We start from the raw sequence: 16,060 nt of genomic DNA on the forward strand, positions 1-16,060 counted from the left end.
GCATTTATTTAAAATAATTATTCACAACCATTAGTTAAATATGTTTAACTAGCTCCATTACAAGAATGAACATTCAAGGATGGGAGCATGGCCTTTAATCTACGCAACAGAAACTTTCTCAAACTACTCGATTTCACTCCAAAAGAGATTCAGTTTTTGTTGGACCTCTCTGCCGATCTGAAAAAAGCCAAATATGCAGGTACCGAACAGAAAAAACTGGTTGGTAAGAACATCGCTCTGATCTTTGAAAAAGCCTCTACTCGTACTCGCTGTGCTTTTGAAGTTGCCGCATTTGATCAAGGTGCTCAAGTTTCTTATATCGGTCCATCGGGCTCTCAAATCGGTCATAAGGAATCAATGAAAGATACCGCCCGTGTATTAGGTCGAATGTATGACGGCATCGAATACCGTGGTTTTGGACAAGCTATCGTTGAAGAGCTCGGCGAATATGCAGGAGTTCCAGTGTGGAATGGCTTAACCGATGAGTTCCACCCAACACAGATCTTGGCTGACTTCCTAACCATGCTTGAACATGGCCGCGGTAAACAGCTACATGAGATTAAGTTTGCTTATCTCGGTGATGCACGCAACAACATGGGTAATTCGCTGTTGGTCGGTGCCGCTAAGATGGGTATGGATGTTCGCCTTGTCGCGCCAAAAGCGTACTGGCCAGAAGAAGAGCTCGTCACTGAATGTCAAACTATCGCTGAGCAGACTGGCGCAAAGATCACCCTGACTGAGAACGTTGAAGAAGGCGTCAAGGGTTGTGATTACCTTTACACTGACGTGTGGGTCTCAATGGGTGAGTCCGCACAAGCGTGGGATGAGCGTGTCGCAATGATGACGCCTTACCAAGTCAATATGGACACGATTAAGAAAACGGGTAATCCGCTAGTGAAGTTTATGCACTGCCTACCTGCTTTCCATAATGACGAAACCACCGTTGGCAAAGAAGTCGCTGAAAAATATGGCATGAACGGGTTAGAAGTCACCGAAGAGGTGTTCGAGTCAGAACACTCCATTGTATTTGATGAAGCAGAAAACCGCATGCACACAATTAAGGCCGTGATGGTCGCCACACTTGGTAGCTGAGAACAGTCAATATTCGACACAAAAAGCGTCGATGTAATCGCTTGCGTTAACAAATCTTCAGCGTATAATGCTCGGCAATTTGTCTGGAGGTAGTAAAACAATGCCACGTAATTCGTGTTCAACAAAGCGTATTACACTAGGTAAGCCAAAGTGCTTATCGGCGTTAGTTTTTTCTATTTCCATCGATTTCTAAAGCCTCCCGTTATGGGGGGCTTTTTTATTGCCTAAATTTTAGTACTCAGATGGGAAGATGATTATGACCAACACGCTTTATAACAAGCACATTATCTCGATTCCTGAGCTTTCTCGTGAAGAGCTCGAATTGATTGTCAAAACAGCGGGTGAGTTAAAAGCCGATCAAAAACCTGAGTTAATCAAAAACAAAGTGATTGCGAGCTGTTTCTTTGAGCCTTCAACCCGTACTCGCCTTTCGTTTGAAACGGCGATTCAACGCATTGGCGGCAGTGTGATTGGTTTTGATAACGGTGGTAATACATCACTTGCCAAGAAAGGTGAAACCTTGGCTGACTCAGTTCAAGTTATCTCTTCTTATGTCGATGCGTTTGTTATGCGCCATCCACAAGAAGGAGCAGCGCGCCTTGCGTCTGAGTTTTCAAATGGCGTTCCTGTCATTAACGCCGGCGACGGTGCGAACCAACACCCGACTCAGACATTGCTCGACCTATTCTCTATCGCTGAAACGCAGGGCCGTCTGGACAACTTGAATGTCGCTTTTGTTGGTGACCTAAAATATGGCCGTACTGTCCACTCTCTAACGCAAGCACTTGCGAAGTTTAACAACGTACGTTTTTTCTTTATCGCACCTGAAGCCCTTGCGATGCCAGATTACATCTGTGAAGAGCTAGATGAAGCGGGTATTGAATACAGCCTGCACACTGACATGGATAGCGTTGTTCCTGAACTGGACGTCCTTTACATGACGCGCGTACAAAAAGAGCGTTTTGATGAGTCTGAATACGCACACATCAAGTCAGCTTACATCCTGACAGCAGCACAACTAGAAGGCGCACGTGAAAACCTGAAAGTACTTCACCCACTGCCACGTGTTGATGAAATCACGGTTGATGTGGATAAAACACCGCACGCTTACTACTTCCAGCAGGCTGAAAATGGGGTTTACGCCCGTGAAGCTCTACTGGCGCTTGTTCTAAACGAAACACTGTAATCGAGGGAGAAATAAAGATGTCTAAAGAAACTCAATTGCAGGTAGAAGCAATTAAAAACGGTACGGTAATCGACCATATCCCTGCTCAAATCGGTATTAAAGTCCTCAAACTATTCTCAATGGACAAATCGAATCAGCGTGTCACAGTCGGCTTAAACCTACCATCTTCAGCACTGGGTCATAAAGATCTGCTCAAGATCGAAAACGTCTTCATTACTGAAGAACAGGCAAGCAAACTCGCACTGTACGCACCTCACGCAACCGTAAATCAAATCGAAAACTACGAAGTTGTGAAAAAGCTGCCACTCGAACTGCCTGAACGAGTAAACAATGTGTTTGAATGTCCAAATACCAACTGTATTACTCACGACGAACCTGTTGAAAGTAGCTTCAGCGTTTTCGAGAAAAAAGAAGACATTCGCCTCAAGTGTAAGTACTGCGAAAAAGTTTTCTCTCGTGAAATCGTCACTGAGCGTTAATCGCTAACTGTGCTATCTTGATGAGATAAAAGCGTGATCCCTACTCAAACTGAGTGGGGATTTTTTCTTTACGCAGTCTATAAATCACGGCACACTGAAGCCTCTTATTTCCCCCTAAAACAGATGGAACATAATAATGACTAAAGTACTTCATACAGAATCAGCACCAGCAGCTATCGGCCCTTACGTTCAAGGTGTAGACCTAGGTAACATGGTACTGACTTCTGGCCAAATCCCAGTAAATCCAGCAACTGGTGAAGTATCTGCAGATATCGCAGAGCAGGCTCGTCAATCTCTAGACAACGTTAAAGCGGTTGTAGAAGCGTCTGGCCTGTCTGTTACTGATATCGTGAAAATGACTGTATTTGTAAAAGACCTAAACGACTTCGGCACTGTGAACGAAGTTTATGGCAAATTCTTCGACGAGCACAACGTAGCTAACTACCCAGCACGTTCATGTGTTGAAGTTGCTCGACTACCAAAAGATGTCGGTATCGAAATCGAAGCAATCGCGGTTCGTAAGTAAGCGCGATTAAGTGAGAATGAAAAAAGCGAGCCGATGAGCTCGCTTTTGTGTTTGTTGATATACTGAGTTAATAATACTTGTCGCAACCAGTGTGCAATTGTGGGTTATCAATCAAGTCATCCACTTCAACCGCCATTTGCTGATGTGAATCGGAATGTTCAACGAGTAGTGAGCGTGTTTGCGCGTCAACCACCAGGACTTTCCCTACCCCTTGTTGGCACTCTACCAACATCCCTTTTTTGATCTCACTAATGTCCATAACTTTCTCCTTTTGTATTAGAGAAGAGTACGGAAGAGGTGAATAACAAGATCAAAAAAGCCGACTCGAAAGTCGGCTTTTCATTATTTAACTTCGTATTAGTTATTAACGAAATCAACACCAGTTTGGATATCACCATTTAGTGTTTCTAGCATACCGTCTAGTGCAGACTTCTCGAAGTCGCTTAGAGGACCGTAGCTTAGTACTTCTTCTACGCCGTCTTTACCTAGTTTCACAGGTTGTGCAAAGAATGGTGCGTGCTCACCGTCACCTTCAACGTAAGCGTACTCAACCACTTCTTCACCTTGCGCCGCTTTCACTAGTGCTAGACCAAAGCGACATGCTGCTTGACCCATAGATAGAGTTGCAGAACCACCACCCGCTTTCGCTTCAACGACTTCTGTACCTGCGTTTTGAATACGTTTAGTCAGAGCTTCAACTTCTTCAGCAGTAAACTCAACGCCTTCAACTTGAGACAGTAGAGGAAGAATAGTTACACCTGAGTGACCACCGATTACTGGTACACGTACATCACCTGGATCTTTGTCTTTTAGATCCGCAACAAATGTTTCAGAACGGATAACGTCCAGTGTTGTTACACCAAATAGACGACGCTTATCGTAAACACCTGCTTTCTTAAGAACTTCAGCTGCAATTGGCACAGTTGTGTTAACTGGGTTTGTGATGATACCCACTAGCGCTTTTGGACAAACATCAGCAATTTTCTGAGCAAGAGACTTCACAATACCTGCATTAACGTTAAATAGGTCAGCACGATCCATACCTGGTTTACGCGCAACACCCGCAGAGATTAGAACCACATCTGCACCTTCAAGTGCAGGAGATGGGTCTTCACCAGCGTAACCTTTAATAGAAACTGGCGTAGGGATGTGGCTAAGATCAGCAGCAACACCCGGCGTTACCGGAGCGATGTCATAAAGGGCTAGATCTGAACCTGCAGGCAGACGGTTTTTCAGTAGTAGGGCTAGGGCTTGACCGATGCCACCAGCGGCACCAATAACGGCTACTTTCATCGTAGTTCTCCTTGAGATGACTCTCTTATATATGTTTTGTAGGTCGATTTGAAATCGGTGTGTTCAACCTATAGTAATCACAAGATGATTACAAATGATTAACGTCAGCTTTGCGACCTTGCGCAAGCCAACCAAATCAGGCTTCACGCCTTTTTGCCATTATGTTCTTAATCTTTTTAAGAACAAAGAATTAAATGGTTTTCTGTCAATAAATCCTGCCAGTTTTACAGTGATTTGCTAGACAGATTTGAGGTTTAGCATTGGCACATTTTGCATATCTATGCGAAAATATTCACTTGCTTTTTATAAATCAAAGATAGAAAGAGAACCATGCGCCATTCAGAAAAACAAGATAACCTCGTTCGTGCTTTCAAAGCCCTACTAAAAGAAGAACGTTTCGGCTCCCAAGGCGATATTGTGGAAGCTCTTAAAAACGAAGGGTTCGATAATATCAACCAATCGAAAGTGTCTCGTATGCTAACCAAGTTCGGTGCCGTACGTACACGTAATGCCAAAATGGAGATGGTTTACTGTCTTCCAGCTGAACTTGGTGTACCAACAGTATCGAGCTCGCTGAGAGAGTTAGTACTTGATATTGATCATAACAATGCTCTGGTTGTCATCCACACAGGTCCTGGTGCTGCTCAATTGATTGCTCGCCTACTTGATTCTTTAGGTAAAGCGGAAGGCATCTTAGGTGTGGTTGCCGGTGATGACACCATCTTCATTACTCCGACGTTATCAATTACCACAGAGCAGCTATTTAACTCAGTTTGTGACCTGTTTGAGTACACCGGTTAGTTTCATATAAAACAACGCTATATAAATTACGCCGCTAAATTCGCGGCGTGATTGAGATCACATCTTAAAAAAATCATGCCCCAGCCAACACCACCACGTAACACGATGATTTAAAAGAACTTTACCCTTGAAATATTCCTAATACATTAGGTTAATATTCAGGCTTTTTGCCTATATTCATTAACATCCGTGTAATTATGTGCCAATTTTTTGCTATTATTCAGCCACTTTTTCAACATACGGATTGAAAAAGATGCCGTTTCCAGTAATAGGAAACGCCCAAAGCAACTACACTTGCTAAGGGTTAATAATGAATAAAGGAAGGGAAATTCATGGCATTGAACAAACTTATTAAAGTTGGCGCTATTGCTGCTGCAGTTATGGGCGCAGGCGCAGTTAACGCTCAAGAGTTCATCACAATTGGTACAGGTTCAGTAACAGGTGTTTACTACCCTACTGGTGGTGCAATTTGTAAGCTAGTTAACAAAGGCCGTAAAGACCACAACATTCGTTGTTCAGTAGAATCAACTGGTGGTTCAATTTACAACGTGAATACTATCCGTGCAGGCGAACTAGACTTCGGTATCGTTCAGTCTGACTGGCAGTACCACGGTTACAACGGTACAAGTAAGTTTGCTGAGCAAGGCCCATACAAAGAGCTGCGCGCAGTGTTCTCTCTACACACAGAACCGTTCAACATCATCGCTCGTAGCGATGCTGGCATTGAAAACGTTTCTGACCTGAAAGGCAAACGTGTAAACATTGGTAACCCAGGTTCTGGTGACCGTGCAACAATGGGTGTTGTAATGGACGCTATGGGCTGGACTAACGATGACTTCAAACTGGCTTCTGAACTAAAAGGTTCTGAGCGTTCACAAGCTCTTTGTGATAACAAGATTGACGCATTTGTTTACGTAGTTGGTCACCCGAACGGATCAATCAAAGAAGCAACGACTTCGTGTGACGCAAAACTAGTTTCTGCAACTGGTGCGAAAATCGATGAAATCGTAGCGGACAACCCATACTACGCATTCAGCACAGTACCAGCGGGTATGTACCGTGGCACTGACAAAGACGTAAACAGCTTCGGTGTTGCTGCAACTATGGTAACAACGACAAACGTTTCTGACGATGTAGCGTACAACGTAGCGAAATCTGTATTCGAAAACTTCGATACATTTAAACGTCTACACCCAGCGTTCGCTAACCTGAAGAAAGAAGACATGGTTCAAGCTGGTCTTTCTATCCCTCTACACCCAGGTGCAGAGAAATACTACAAAGAGATTGGCCTACTTAAGTAAGCACTCTTTGATGACTAAGGAGGCACTCCGCCTCCTTAGTTAATATCAATGTAGTCAAAGAACTACACTCTATTTGGAGTTTCACATTATTGAAACTCTTTCTCATTTTATATCTAAGAAACCCACACAACTGAGCAATATTTCATCTTTTCACTACACTAAAAGATGCTAAATAAAGGTTCTCATAATCATAAATATACGGACCATTTATAATAAGGATTAAGTACATGTCGACGACAAACACTCCGTCTCAAGATGTGCAGGAAATGGTAGCTCAATCCGATACTGGTGCGCGTGCTCCGCAAGGACTCTCTGGTCGCATCTTATGGTTTGTGCCGCTATGTTGGTCACTGTTCCAACTTTGGTACGCATCCCCTCTACCGTTTATTTTCAATTTTGGCGTACTCAACGATACTGAAGCACGTTCCATCCATTTAATGTTTGCTGTATTCCTTGCCTTTACTGCGTATCCAGCGTTAAAGAATTCCCCAAGGGATCGTATTCCAGTAGTGGACTGGTTATTAGCACTGGCTGGTAGCTTTTCTGCTGCTTATATCTATATTTTTTACACCGAGCTCGCTGGTCGTTCTGGTGCACCAACTACCTTGGATATTGTTATCGCAGTAACAGGTATGGTGTTGTTACTTGAGGCGACTCGTCGTGCTTTAGGTCCACCGTTAATGGTTGTGGCAGCAGTCTTCTTGCTATACACGTTTGGCGGTCCTCATATGCCAGACGTTATTGCTCACAAAGGCGCAAGCTTAAACAAAGCAATGTCACACCTATGGTTAACGACTGAAGGTGTGTTCGGTGTTGCATTAGGCGTATCGACTTCATTTGTTTTCTTGTTCGTTCTATTTGGCGCAATGTTAGAACGTGCTGGTGCCGGTGCTTACTTTATTAAAGTAGCCTTCTCTCTACTTGGTCACATGAAAGGTGGTCCAGCGAAAGCAGCCGTTGTTGCTTCCGGCCTATCTGGCTTAGTATCAGGCTCATCGATTGCTAACGTGGTAACAACAGGTACTTTCACAATTCCACTGATGAAACGTGTTGGCTTCCCTGGTACTAAAGCGGGCGCAGTAGAAGTTGCGGCTTCAACGAACGGTCAGCTAACTCCACCAATCATGGGTGCAGCAGCATTCTTGATGGTTGAGTACGTGGGTATCTCTTACGTTGAAGTAATCAAAGCAGCGATTCTGCCTGCCCTGATCTCTTACATCGCACTTATCTACATTGTTCACCTTGAAGCATGTAAAGCGGGTATGACTGGCTTACCTCGTCGTCACACGCCGAAGTTTATTCATAGCCTACTGTCGTTTACTGGCACCATTTTAGGCCTTTGTATTTTAAGCGGTGCGGTCTACTACGGTGTTGGCTGGACGAAAGATGTCTTTGGTGAAGCAGCAACTCCTATCGTTACTGTAGCCTTGCTGATTGCTTACGTTGCACTTGTGAACATCTCAGCGAAATACGCTAAAGAAGGCGCAATTGAGATTGATGCAGAGCTAACTGAAGTCCCAGAACCGGGTCCAACGATTAAATCTGGTCTTCACTTCTTACTACCAATCGTTGTTTTGGTTTGGTGTTTGACTGTAGAGCGCTTCTCTCCGGGTCTGTCTGCTTTCTGGGCAACAGTGTTTATGATCTTTATCTTGATCACTCAACGTCCATTGATAGCAATTCTATCGAAAGAAGGTAGCGTAGCGACCCAAACTAAAGAAGGCTTTATTGATCTAGCTGAAAGCTTAGTGTCTGGTGCTCGTAATATGATTGGTATCGGCGTAGCGACAGCGGCGGCTGGTACGGTCGTTGGTGTAGTAACACTAACGGGTATCGGTCTGGTTATGACTGACTTTGTTGAGTTTATTTCTGGCGGTAACATCATTCTGATGCTGCTATTTACCGCTGTGATCAGCTTGATCTTAGGTATGGGTCTACCAACAACAGCAAACTACATCGTAGTATCAACACTAATGGCACCAGTAATTGTTACCCTTGGTGCGCAAAGTGGCTTAATCATTCCATTGATTGCAGTCCACCTGTTTGTGTTCTACTTCGGTATTTTAGCGGACGATACTCCACCGGTTGGTTTAGCAGCCTTTGCTGCAGCTGCAATTGCGAAGTCAGATCCGATTCGAACGGGTATTCAAGGCTTTACTTACGATATTCGAACCGCGATCTTGCCATTTATGTTTATCTTCAACACCCAGTTACTGTTGATGGGCATTGATAGTATTTGGCACTTATTGCTGACCATTTTCTCTTCAGTCATTGCGATGCTGATATTCTCAGCAGCGACTCAAGGCTGGTGGTTTACCAAAAACAAATGGTGGGAAACTGTTGCACTACTAGTACTGACGTTTACTTTCTTCCGTCCAGGTTTCTGGTGGGATGAAATCTACCCAGCGAAGATCATGCACCCAGGTACAGAAATTGCGCAAATTACTGAGCAATTGAAAGTAGGCGAAGAGATCGAACTATTAGTAGCAGGTGAAAACCTAGAAGGCGACTATATTTCTAAAACAGTGCGTCTGCCATTTGAAGACCGAGCTAAAACAGCAGAAGAGCGTATTACGTCAATGGGCTTGATGCTTAACGATGCTAATGGCCGCATGCTAGTAGATATGGTTGAGTTCGGCAGTCCTGCAGAAGCAGCAGGCGTCGATTTTGACTGGGAAATTCGTTCTGTGGTTGTTGATGCAGACCGTCCAATGAAAGAGTGGGTATTCGTGCCTGCGTTACTCCTTCTTATTGGTCTGGCGATGAACCAGAGAAGACGAGCTCGAAAGGAACAGCTGAGCGCGTAACTTAATCAGCCCTGCTCTTAGAGTGGGGCTACAATTAAGCTAAGGATGCATTAACTCCCCCTTGAAGACACGCTTCAAGGTGAACAATAAGAGAAATAATGATGTATAAGCAGATTCTTGTTCCTGTTGATTTAAACGACAAAGGCTTTTCTGACAAGGCGGTCGAGCTTGCTGTTTGGCATGCAAAACACTCGAATGCTGAAGTGCATTTGCTTAATGTTCTACCAGGAATTCACATGTCGATGGTAGCGACCTACTTTCCTAAAGATGCTGCTCTAAAAATGAAAGCTGACGTAGAAAATCAGCTTAAAGACTTTGCCGTCAACCATATTGACGATGACGTGGTTTACAAGGTACACGTAGGTGAAGGTAAGGCTTACTCAACCATCTTAGATTACGCTGAGAAACTTGGCGCTGATCTGATTGTGATGCCAAGCCATAAGCGCTCAAAAATCGATAAAGTGGTACTGGGTTCAGTCGCAAGTAAAGTAGTCCAGAACTCTCCTATCAATGTGTTAGTTGTTAAACCACAAGGTTAATCCACTGACCACCCTCAAGTAAAAAAGGCGCTTTAAGCGCCTTTTTATTTAACCACTTCATAATTTCAATAGATAGAACCTATCAAAACTATCGTCATAAACCAATTTCTTTAATAAGAATAATTCTCAATAATAACCATATCGAGTTACCCAAGATTAGGTTATTACCATGAAAAAGACATTAACATTCGCTGCTATTCACTTCACCATTGCGTTCACAGTCGCGTATGTATTGACGGGTGATATCCTAATTGGCAGTCTAATTGCAATGGTTGAGCCTACGGTAAACTCAGTCGCTTTCTACTTCCATGAGCGTATTTGGTATAAGAGTTCTACACTACAAAAATTAGCTCAATCCGCTAAGGTAAAAACCACCAGCTTTGCAGTCGTTCACTTCAGTGTCGCTTTTGGTGTTGTGTACTTAATGACAGGAGATGTATTTGTAGGTGGCGTGATGGCGGCCATAGAACCAACCATCAATACATTCGCCTACTACTTTCATGAAAAGGTGTGGCTACGTAAGCAAGAAGCGACACAACATTGGGGATGCGTTCACGCCTAAAGTGGATAATGCGACACACACATATCTTTATTCAACCCGATGTATTCACGTCGGGTTTGGCCATCTAAAGCTACTTCCAGCAAGTAAAGATCATCCAGGTTTGGGTTATCGGTATCAGCGTATATTGGTGCCTCAATCTGGAATAATGCACTTGCATGGGTATCTCGAACATCAATTGGTAAGTGATACGTCATGCCATTGAACTGCACCGCCGCTGAAATTAGCCCCGGAGAATAGGTGTGATAGTGTAAATCCACTAGGAATTCACAGCCACCACCATGATGCCAAATCTGTTCCGTCGTAATATGTTCTAATCGTACGTTACGAATGAACTGCAGGTACGGCTCTTTCCAGACTCCGATTCGGCTATCACTCTTTTGATAAGGCTGCTCCCCCAGCGGACATAGCTCTAATTGATCATCTTCAAATAGAAGATCTTCATCTTCCTCTAAGAAAAGAATCTCAAAGCGATTTCGACCTAGCTGCATATAAGGTCGAATGTCTTTTTTATATTCCGCTTGGCTGCCATCACAGTCAAATACAGCGACACCGTTCAAGCGAACTTCAGCATGGTAGTCAACGCCACCAATCACTAAATCAACACTTGGAAACGCCATCATCGCTTCATCGACTTCGATATCATGCATTAGGTGCCACTCTTGAGCTGCTATCTCTGCTTCAGATAGTGAATCAGGAAGTTTAGCACTTAATGGAGCAGGAAAAGTGATGTCATCTTGTGGGACAGATAAGTCTGTAAGTGGCGATATCTGCCAAAGACCGGCAAGTGAAAGCTGCATAATCCCTTTTATAAATTGAGCCAGATCAAGTTTGAGAGATTATAATCCAGTGATTATTATAAAGATACAAAAATGCCAGTCACTAAGACTGGCATTCTCAAATCTAATCTAGGCTTAAAGAGAAGCGATTACTCTTCGTCATCCTCTTCAGGATATAGCGCATCTTCGCCTTCGTAGTAAGTGCCCCAACCGTCATAGATGATGTCGTATTTTTCAGCGAGATGAATCAGTTTTTCTACCTGTGCATCGATCGCTTCTGCATTCAATGCAGACTCCATCGTCGCATCACAACAAAGTAGCTTGTTGCCGTCTTCATCTTCAGTTTCTTCAGCTTCTAATACTTCAAAGCCCATCTTGAATGCTTCAACTACCGCTTTTTCAAGGGTGTTAAAGTCTTCAGCGAAAAGGTGGTGCTCGATCTCATACAAAGCATCTGGTTCACTGCCATCTTCTAATAAGGCTTGGATAATATCGCGAGTCTCTTCCTTTTGAATCTCAATTAATTCTTCAACAGATAGATATTCATCTTCGTGAGACATAAGTCGTGCTCCAGATAGTGACAAAATAGATCGTAATTTACAGCGAGGAAATATCGCATGGATCCAGATAAATTACTACCCAGAATGTGGCTTGATCACGATCTTTCTCTCCCTAAAAAGGTAAGATCAAACCAGATCAACCTCACAAGATGAAAAATTTAACATTTCGTTATCAACTAAGCGATTCAGAATTATCTCTTTCAGACACCTCCGCTTTGATAACTTCAATTTATGCGTTTTTATCAGCATTCTTTGCATATCAAGTAGCACTGAACAAATGCATAAAAATATACGCCATCTACAACAAATCGCTAATTAGTGAATAGCTATGCTTCAGCTTGATAGAACTCAGCACTGTCCAAACTGGTATGAAGCGCATATAGACTCACCTTTACACTAAACTGCCTGAAACAAGATATTTGGTGATTTTATATATTAAGGAAAAATATCAGAACAAATGACCACAATAGAAACAAAAGCTAGTTATTTTTACCATTAAGTTGACTTGCATCTTTATAACAAACTTGTCATAAATACGTTCTGGAATTAATTGTAAGGATACAAAATGAGTAAGTTGTACGTAGGCTCAGAAGTTGGTCAATTAAGACGAGTACTATTAAACCGTCCTGAGCGAGCACTCACCCACTTAACCCCTTCTAACTGTCATGATCTATTGTTTGATGATGTACTGGCTGTAGAAGCGGCTGGTGAGGAACATGATAAGTTTGCTGAGACATTAACTGGCCAAGGGGTTGAAGTTTTACTACTGCACAACTTACTGGTAGAAACATTAGAGGTTGCGGAAGCACGAACTTGGTTGCTGAATACACAAATTTCTGATTTTCGCTACGGCCCGACCTTCGCTAAAGACCTTCGCAACTACTTAGCTGACATGGACAATGAACACTTAGCAACAGTATTGCTTGGTGGCCTTGCTTATTCAGAGCTTCCTATTAAGTCGTCTTCTATGCTACCGCGCATGCATCAGCCTCTCGACTTTGTGATTGAGCCTTTGCCAAACCATCTTTTTACCCGTGATACGTCATGCTGGGTGTACGGCGGAGTGTCTCTTAACCCAATGATGAAGCCTGCTCGTCAGCGTGAAACTAACCATCTAAGAGCCATTTATCGCTGGCACCCTGTGTTTGCCGGCCAAGACTTTATTAAATACTTTGGTGATGAAGATCTTCATTACGATAACGCCAATATTGAAGGTGGTGACGTATTAGTTATCGGTAAAGGCGCCGTGCTGGTTGGTATGTCAGAGAGAACAACGGCACAAGGTGTAGAAAACCTTGCTGCAAATCTGTTTAAGCATGGCCAAGCTAAAGAAGTCATTGCTATTGAGTTACCTAAGCACCGTTCGTGCATGCACTTAGACACGGTAATGACCCATATGGATATCGATACTTTCTCTGTCTACCCTGAGATCATGCGTAAAGATCTCAACACTTGGCGCTTATCAGCTAAAGATGATGGTGATATGAAGGTAGAGAAAGTGCCAAGCTTTATTCATGCCATTGAAGAAGCATTAGGGCTAGATTACTTGAAGATCATTACCACCGGTGGTGATAGTTACGAAGCAGAGCGCGAACAGTGGAATGATGCCAACAACGTACTGACTGTTAAGCCAGGTGTAGTTATCGGTTACGAGCGCAACGTCTATACCAATGAAAAGTACGACAAAGCAGGTATTGAAGTGCTAACTATTCCTGGTAATGAACTAGGCCGTGGCCGTGGCGGTGCTCGTTGTATGAGTTGTCCTATTGAGCGTGACGGTATTTAACACCTCACTAAGCAAGTCGCAGAAATAATAAAGGGTTGATGTTTTACGCATCAACCCTTTTTAGTTCTTATTCTGTACCACCCACTGTGATTGAATCTAGCTTCAGTGTAGGCTGACCAACACCAACTGGAACACTTTGGCCTGCTTTACCACATACACCAACACCGCGGTCGATACTTAGGTCATTACCTACCATCGACACTTGCTGCATTGCTTCAATACCAGAACCAATCAAGGTCGCACCTTTAACTGGGCGAGTGATTTTGCCATCTTCAATTAAATAGGCTTCAGATGCAGAGAAAACAAACTTGCCCGAAGTAATATCTACCTGACCACCACCAAAGTTCGGTGCATATAGACCTTTCTTCACCGTTGAGATGATCTCTTCTGGAGTATGTTCACCAGGCAGCATGTAAGTATTAGTCATACGAGGCATTGGCAGATGAGCATAAGACTCACGACGGCCGTTACCTGTTGGGTTAACGCCCATTAAGCGAGCATTGAGCTTGTCTTGCATGTAGCCTTTTAGCACGCCGTTTTCGATTAAGGTGTTGTACTGTCCATTTACGCCTTCATCATCAACGTTTAGAGATCCACGTAGATCTTTCAAAGTACCATCATCAACAATAGTACATAGATCTGACGTGACCTTTTGGCCTACTTTACCGCTGAACACTGAGGACTCTTTACGGTTGAAATCACCTTCTAGGCCATGACCTACTGCTTCATGTAGTAACACACCCGGCCAACCTGATCCTAGTACGACTGGCATCATACCTGCTGGGGCTGCATCTGCTTCAAGGTTAACAAGCGCCATTCGAATCGCTTCATCGGCATAATGATAAGCGACCTTGGCACCATCACTATCGGATAAGAAGAAATCGTAACCAAAGCGGCCACCGCCACCTGAACTACCACGCTCTCTGCGATCGCCTTTCTGAGCAAGAACGCTGATAGATAAACGCACTAACGGACGAATATCACCTGCGTATGTTCCATCTGTTGCTGCCACCAGCATTTGTTCATGGACGCCACTCAGGCTAACAGACACCTCTTTAATCAAAGGCTCTTTAGTACGGATATAAGCATCTAGTTCTTTAAGCAGCTGAGTCTTTTGTTCTTTTTCCCAGCTCTCTAGTGGGTTAGCAGCTGCATAAAAGCTCTGATTGTCTGTACGTTTAAATGCCTGAACTTGACCGTTTTGACCTTGCTGAGCAATACCACGCGCCGCGACAGCACTTTGCTTTAAACCTTCTAGTTGAATCTGATCAGAGTAAGCAAAACCTGTTTTCTCACCGGTTACCGCTCTTACACCAACGCCGCAATCAATATTGAAAGAGCCATCTTTAATGATGCTATCTTCTAATACCAAAGATTCATGCCAGCTCGATTGGAAATAAATATCTGCGTAATCGATTTGACGTGTGGCAATGCTTGCTAGGGTATCTGCAATATCTTGCTCACTAAGTCCGGCTGGTTTAAGCAACGCGTCTTCTACGTGATTTATGGTCATACTTTGCTCTTAATTTTGTAACTGGTTGCTGAATCGAGTGTGTTGCCTTACTGGCATTGCGGCTCTCAATTCATCGACTTGGGCTAGGTCAATTTCGACTAATAAATTACTTGGTTCATCAGATAGTGCCCCGACAATCTCTCCCCATGGAGAAATAACCATCGAGTGCCCCCAAGTTTCTCGCCCACAAGGGTGAACCCCTGCTTGATTCACAGCGATTAACCATGATTGTGTTTCAATGGCCCTTGCACATAACAAAGGCTCCCAATGCGCTCGGCCTGTCACAGCCGTAAATGCAGCAGGGACAACAATAAGGTTAGCGCCTAAGCGGGCAAGTTCACTATACAGTGTAGGAAAGCGAACATCATAGCAGATACTCAAGCCAAGATGCGCGAATGGGGTTGGATAAGTAACAATTTGAGAGCCCGGAGTAAAAGTTTCAGACTCTCGATAACGTTTGTGTCCATCAGCCACATCAACATCGAACATATGTAGCTTATCGTAATGGGCGACAAGCTCTCCTTGAGGAGAAAAAAGCAGTGATGTCGTGGTCACTCCGTGTTGACGTTGAATGGGCATACTGCCAATCAATAGCCATACAGAGTTGTCCTTCGCAAGCTTAGCTAATTGCTGTTGGTATAGCCCTTCTCCTAAACACTCAGCATTATCGTGATAATCCTTACGGCTACCAAAAACGAGGCTATTTTCTGGAGTAACAATTAACGTCGCGCCGGCTTTGGCCAACGCGACAATCTGTTCACGGATGTACGCAAAATTGTGCTGAGGATTTGGTCCAGAAGTCATCTGAATTAGTCCAACTCGTTCCATGAGCAACTCTC

16 protein-coding genes are annotated in these 16,060 nt (G+C 43.7%); 10 read left to right on the forward strand and 6 right to left on the reverse strand.

Annotation, left to right across the window (positions count from 1 at the left end; translation table 11 throughout):
* Positions 1-87: 87 nt before the first annotated feature.
* The 4 genes from AAFX28_RS22140 (at position 88) to AAFX28_RS22155 (ending at position 3,283) form a co-directional block, all read left to right on the forward strand.
* Entirely contained in the window at positions 88-1,092 is a 1,005-nt protein-coding gene (locus tag AAFX28_RS22140; protein WP_408690682.1) for an ornithine carbamoyltransferase, read from the forward strand.
* Positions 1,093-1,348: 256 nt separating this feature from the next.
* Positions 1,349-2,278 carry an aspartate carbamoyltransferase gene (gene pyrB / locus AAFX28_RS22145; RefSeq protein WP_408690683.1) on the forward strand — a complete coding sequence of 310 codons (930 nt, stop codon included), beginning with the start codon at positions 1,349-1,351 and terminating at the stop codon, positions 2,276-2,278.
* Between the two features lie 17 nt (positions 2,279-2,295).
* Positions 2,296-2,757 (forward strand): aspartate carbamoyltransferase regulatory subunit, encoded by a 462-nt coding sequence (pyrI, locus tag AAFX28_RS22150; RefSeq protein ID WP_408690684.1) that lies wholly within the window; start codon positions 2,296-2,298, stop codon positions 2,755-2,757.
* Positions 2,758-2,893: 136 nt separating this feature from the next.
* Positions 2,894-3,283 carry a RidA family protein gene (locus tag AAFX28_RS22155; protein ID WP_004747250.1) on the forward strand — a complete coding sequence of 130 codons (390 nt, stop codon included), beginning with the start codon at positions 2,894-2,896 and terminating at the stop codon, positions 3,281-3,283.
* A gap of 67 nt (positions 3,284-3,350) precedes the next feature.
* Here the strand turns inward: AAFX28_RS22155 and AAFX28_RS22160 are convergent, their stop codons facing one another.
* Positions 3,351-3,542 carry a hypothetical protein gene (locus AAFX28_RS22160; RefSeq protein ID WP_171760455.1) on the reverse strand — a complete coding sequence of 64 codons (192 nt, stop codon included), beginning with the start codon at positions 3,540-3,542 and terminating at the stop codon, positions 3,351-3,353.
* 98 nt (positions 3,543-3,640) lie between these two features.
* Positions 3,641-4,576, reverse strand: a complete 936-nt coding sequence (mdh, locus tag AAFX28_RS22165; protein ID WP_408690685.1) for a malate dehydrogenase — start codon at positions 4,574-4,576, stop codon at positions 3,641-3,643.
* Positions 4,577-4,906: 330 nt separating this feature from the next.
* Between mdh and argR the strand changes: the two genes are divergently transcribed.
* The 5 genes from argR (at position 4,907) to AAFX28_RS22190 (ending at position 10,586) form a co-directional block, all read left to right on the forward strand.
* On the forward strand, positions 4,907-5,377 hold the full coding sequence (gene argR, locus AAFX28_RS22170; RefSeq protein WP_004415727.1) for a transcriptional regulator ArgR: 471 nt from the start codon (positions 4,907-4,909) through the stop codon (positions 5,375-5,377).
* Between the two features lie 332 nt (positions 5,378-5,709).
* Positions 5,710-6,678, forward strand: coding sequence for a TAXI family TRAP transporter solute-binding subunit (locus AAFX28_RS22175; protein ID WP_408690686.1), 969 nt, complete (start codon positions 5,710-5,712; stop codon positions 6,676-6,678).
* 227 nt (positions 6,679-6,905) lie between these two features.
* A complete protein-coding gene (locus AAFX28_RS22180; protein ID WP_408690687.1) occupies positions 6,906-9,485 on the forward strand; it encodes a TRAP transporter permease in 2,580 nt (859 codons plus the stop codon).
* Positions 9,486-9,586: 101 nt separating this feature from the next.
* On the forward strand, positions 9,587-10,024 hold the full coding sequence (locus AAFX28_RS22185; protein WP_408690928.1) for a universal stress protein: 438 nt from the start codon (positions 9,587-9,589) through the stop codon (positions 10,022-10,024).
* Between the two features lie 169 nt (positions 10,025-10,193).
* Positions 10,194-10,586 (forward strand): DUF2061 domain-containing protein, encoded by a 393-nt coding sequence (locus AAFX28_RS22190; RefSeq protein ID WP_408690688.1) that lies wholly within the window; start codon positions 10,194-10,196, stop codon positions 10,584-10,586.
* Here the strand turns inward: AAFX28_RS22190 and AAFX28_RS22195 are convergent.
* Positions 10,583-11,383, reverse strand: a complete 801-nt coding sequence (locus AAFX28_RS22195) for a glycosyl hydrolase 2 galactose-binding domain-containing protein (RefSeq protein WP_408690689.1) — start codon at positions 11,381-11,383, stop codon at positions 10,583-10,585. The two genes, AAFX28_RS22190 and AAFX28_RS22195, sit on opposite strands and share 4 nt — an antisense overlap.
* A 128-nt stretch (positions 11,384-11,511) precedes the next feature.
* Positions 11,512-11,922 (reverse strand): ribonuclease E inhibitor RraB, encoded by a 411-nt coding sequence (gene rraB / locus AAFX28_RS22200; RefSeq protein WP_053437933.1) that lies wholly within the window; start codon positions 11,920-11,922, stop codon positions 11,512-11,514.
* A 565-nt stretch (positions 11,923-12,487) separates the two neighbouring features.
* On the opposite strand from rraB, the gene arcA reads away from it, so the two are divergent.
* Positions 12,488-13,708 carry an arginine deiminase gene (gene arcA, locus AAFX28_RS22205; RefSeq protein ID WP_408690690.1) on the forward strand — a complete coding sequence of 407 codons (1,221 nt, stop codon included), beginning with the start codon at positions 12,488-12,490 and terminating at the stop codon, positions 13,706-13,708.
* A 67-nt stretch (positions 13,709-13,775) separates the two neighbouring features.
* On the opposite strand, the gene tldD is transcribed toward arcA, so the two are convergent.
* The gene (gene tldD, locus AAFX28_RS22210; protein WP_408690691.1) at positions 13,776-15,221 is read right to left on the reverse strand and encodes a metalloprotease TldD; all 1,446 of its coding nucleotides are present in this window, start codon (positions 15,219-15,221) and stop codon (positions 13,776-13,778) included.
* A 9-nt stretch (positions 15,222-15,230) separates the two neighbouring features.
* On the reverse strand, positions 15,231-16,049 hold the full coding sequence (locus AAFX28_RS22215; protein WP_408690692.1) for a carbon-nitrogen hydrolase family protein: 819 nt from the start codon (positions 16,047-16,049) through the stop codon (positions 15,231-15,233).
* Positions 16,050-16,060: the final 11 nt, after the last annotated feature.

Source organism: Vibrio sp. TBV020 (genome assembly GCF_046056895.1).
Lineage (GTDB): Bacteria > Pseudomonadota > Gammaproteobacteria > Enterobacterales > Vibrionaceae > Vibrio.

What these genes read in the sequence shown, in the direction of transcription:
- AAFX28_RS22140 (WP_408690682.1), top strand. Translation starts at nt 88, where the DNA reads ATGGCCTTTAATCTACGCAACAGAAACTTTCTCAAACTACTCGATTTC.
- pyrB (WP_408690683.1), top strand. Translation starts at nt 1,349, where the DNA reads ATGACCAACACGCTTTATAACAAGCACATTATCTCGATTCCTGAGCTT.
- pyrI (WP_408690684.1), top strand. Translation starts at nt 2,296, where the DNA reads ATGTCTAAAGAAACTCAATTGCAGGTAGAAGCAATTAAAAACGGTACG.
- AAFX28_RS22155 (WP_004747250.1), top strand. Translation starts at nt 2,894, where the DNA reads ATGACTAAAGTACTTCATACAGAATCAGCACCAGCAGCTATCGGCCCT.
- AAFX28_RS22160 (WP_171760455.1), bottom strand. Translation starts at nt 3,542, where the DNA reads ATGGACATTAGTGAGATCAAAAAAGGGATGTTGGTAGAGTGCCAACAA.
- mdh (WP_408690685.1), bottom strand. Translation starts at nt 4,576, where the DNA reads ATGAAAGTAGCCGTTATTGGTGCCGCTGGTGGCATCGGTCAAGCCCTA.
- argR (WP_004415727.1), top strand. Translation starts at nt 4,907, where the DNA reads ATGCGCCATTCAGAAAAACAAGATAACCTCGTTCGTGCTTTCAAAGCC.
- AAFX28_RS22175 (WP_408690686.1), top strand. Translation starts at nt 5,710, where the DNA reads ATGGCATTGAACAAACTTATTAAAGTTGGCGCTATTGCTGCTGCAGTT.
- AAFX28_RS22180 (WP_408690687.1), top strand. Translation starts at nt 6,906, where the DNA reads ATGTCGACGACAAACACTCCGTCTCAAGATGTGCAGGAAATGGTAGCT.
- AAFX28_RS22185 (WP_408690928.1), top strand. Translation starts at nt 9,587, where the DNA reads ATGTATAAGCAGATTCTTGTTCCTGTTGATTTAAACGACAAAGGCTTT.
- AAFX28_RS22190 (WP_408690688.1), top strand. Translation starts at nt 10,194, where the DNA reads ATGAAAAAGACATTAACATTCGCTGCTATTCACTTCACCATTGCGTTC.
- AAFX28_RS22195 (WP_408690689.1), bottom strand. Translation starts at nt 11,383, where the DNA reads ATGCAGCTTTCACTTGCCGGTCTTTGGCAGATATCGCCACTTACAGAC.
- rraB (WP_053437933.1), bottom strand. Translation starts at nt 11,922, where the DNA reads ATGTCTCACGAAGATGAATATCTATCTGTTGAAGAATTAATTGAGATT.
- arcA (WP_408690690.1), top strand. Translation starts at nt 12,488, where the DNA reads ATGAGTAAGTTGTACGTAGGCTCAGAAGTTGGTCAATTAAGACGAGTA.
- tldD (WP_408690691.1), bottom strand. Translation starts at nt 15,221, where the DNA reads ATGACCATAAATCACGTAGAAGACGCGTTGCTTAAACCAGCCGGACTT.
- AAFX28_RS22215 (WP_408690692.1), bottom strand. Translation starts at nt 16,049, where the DNA reads ATGGAACGAGTTGGACTAATTCAGATGACTTCTGGACCAAATCCTCAG.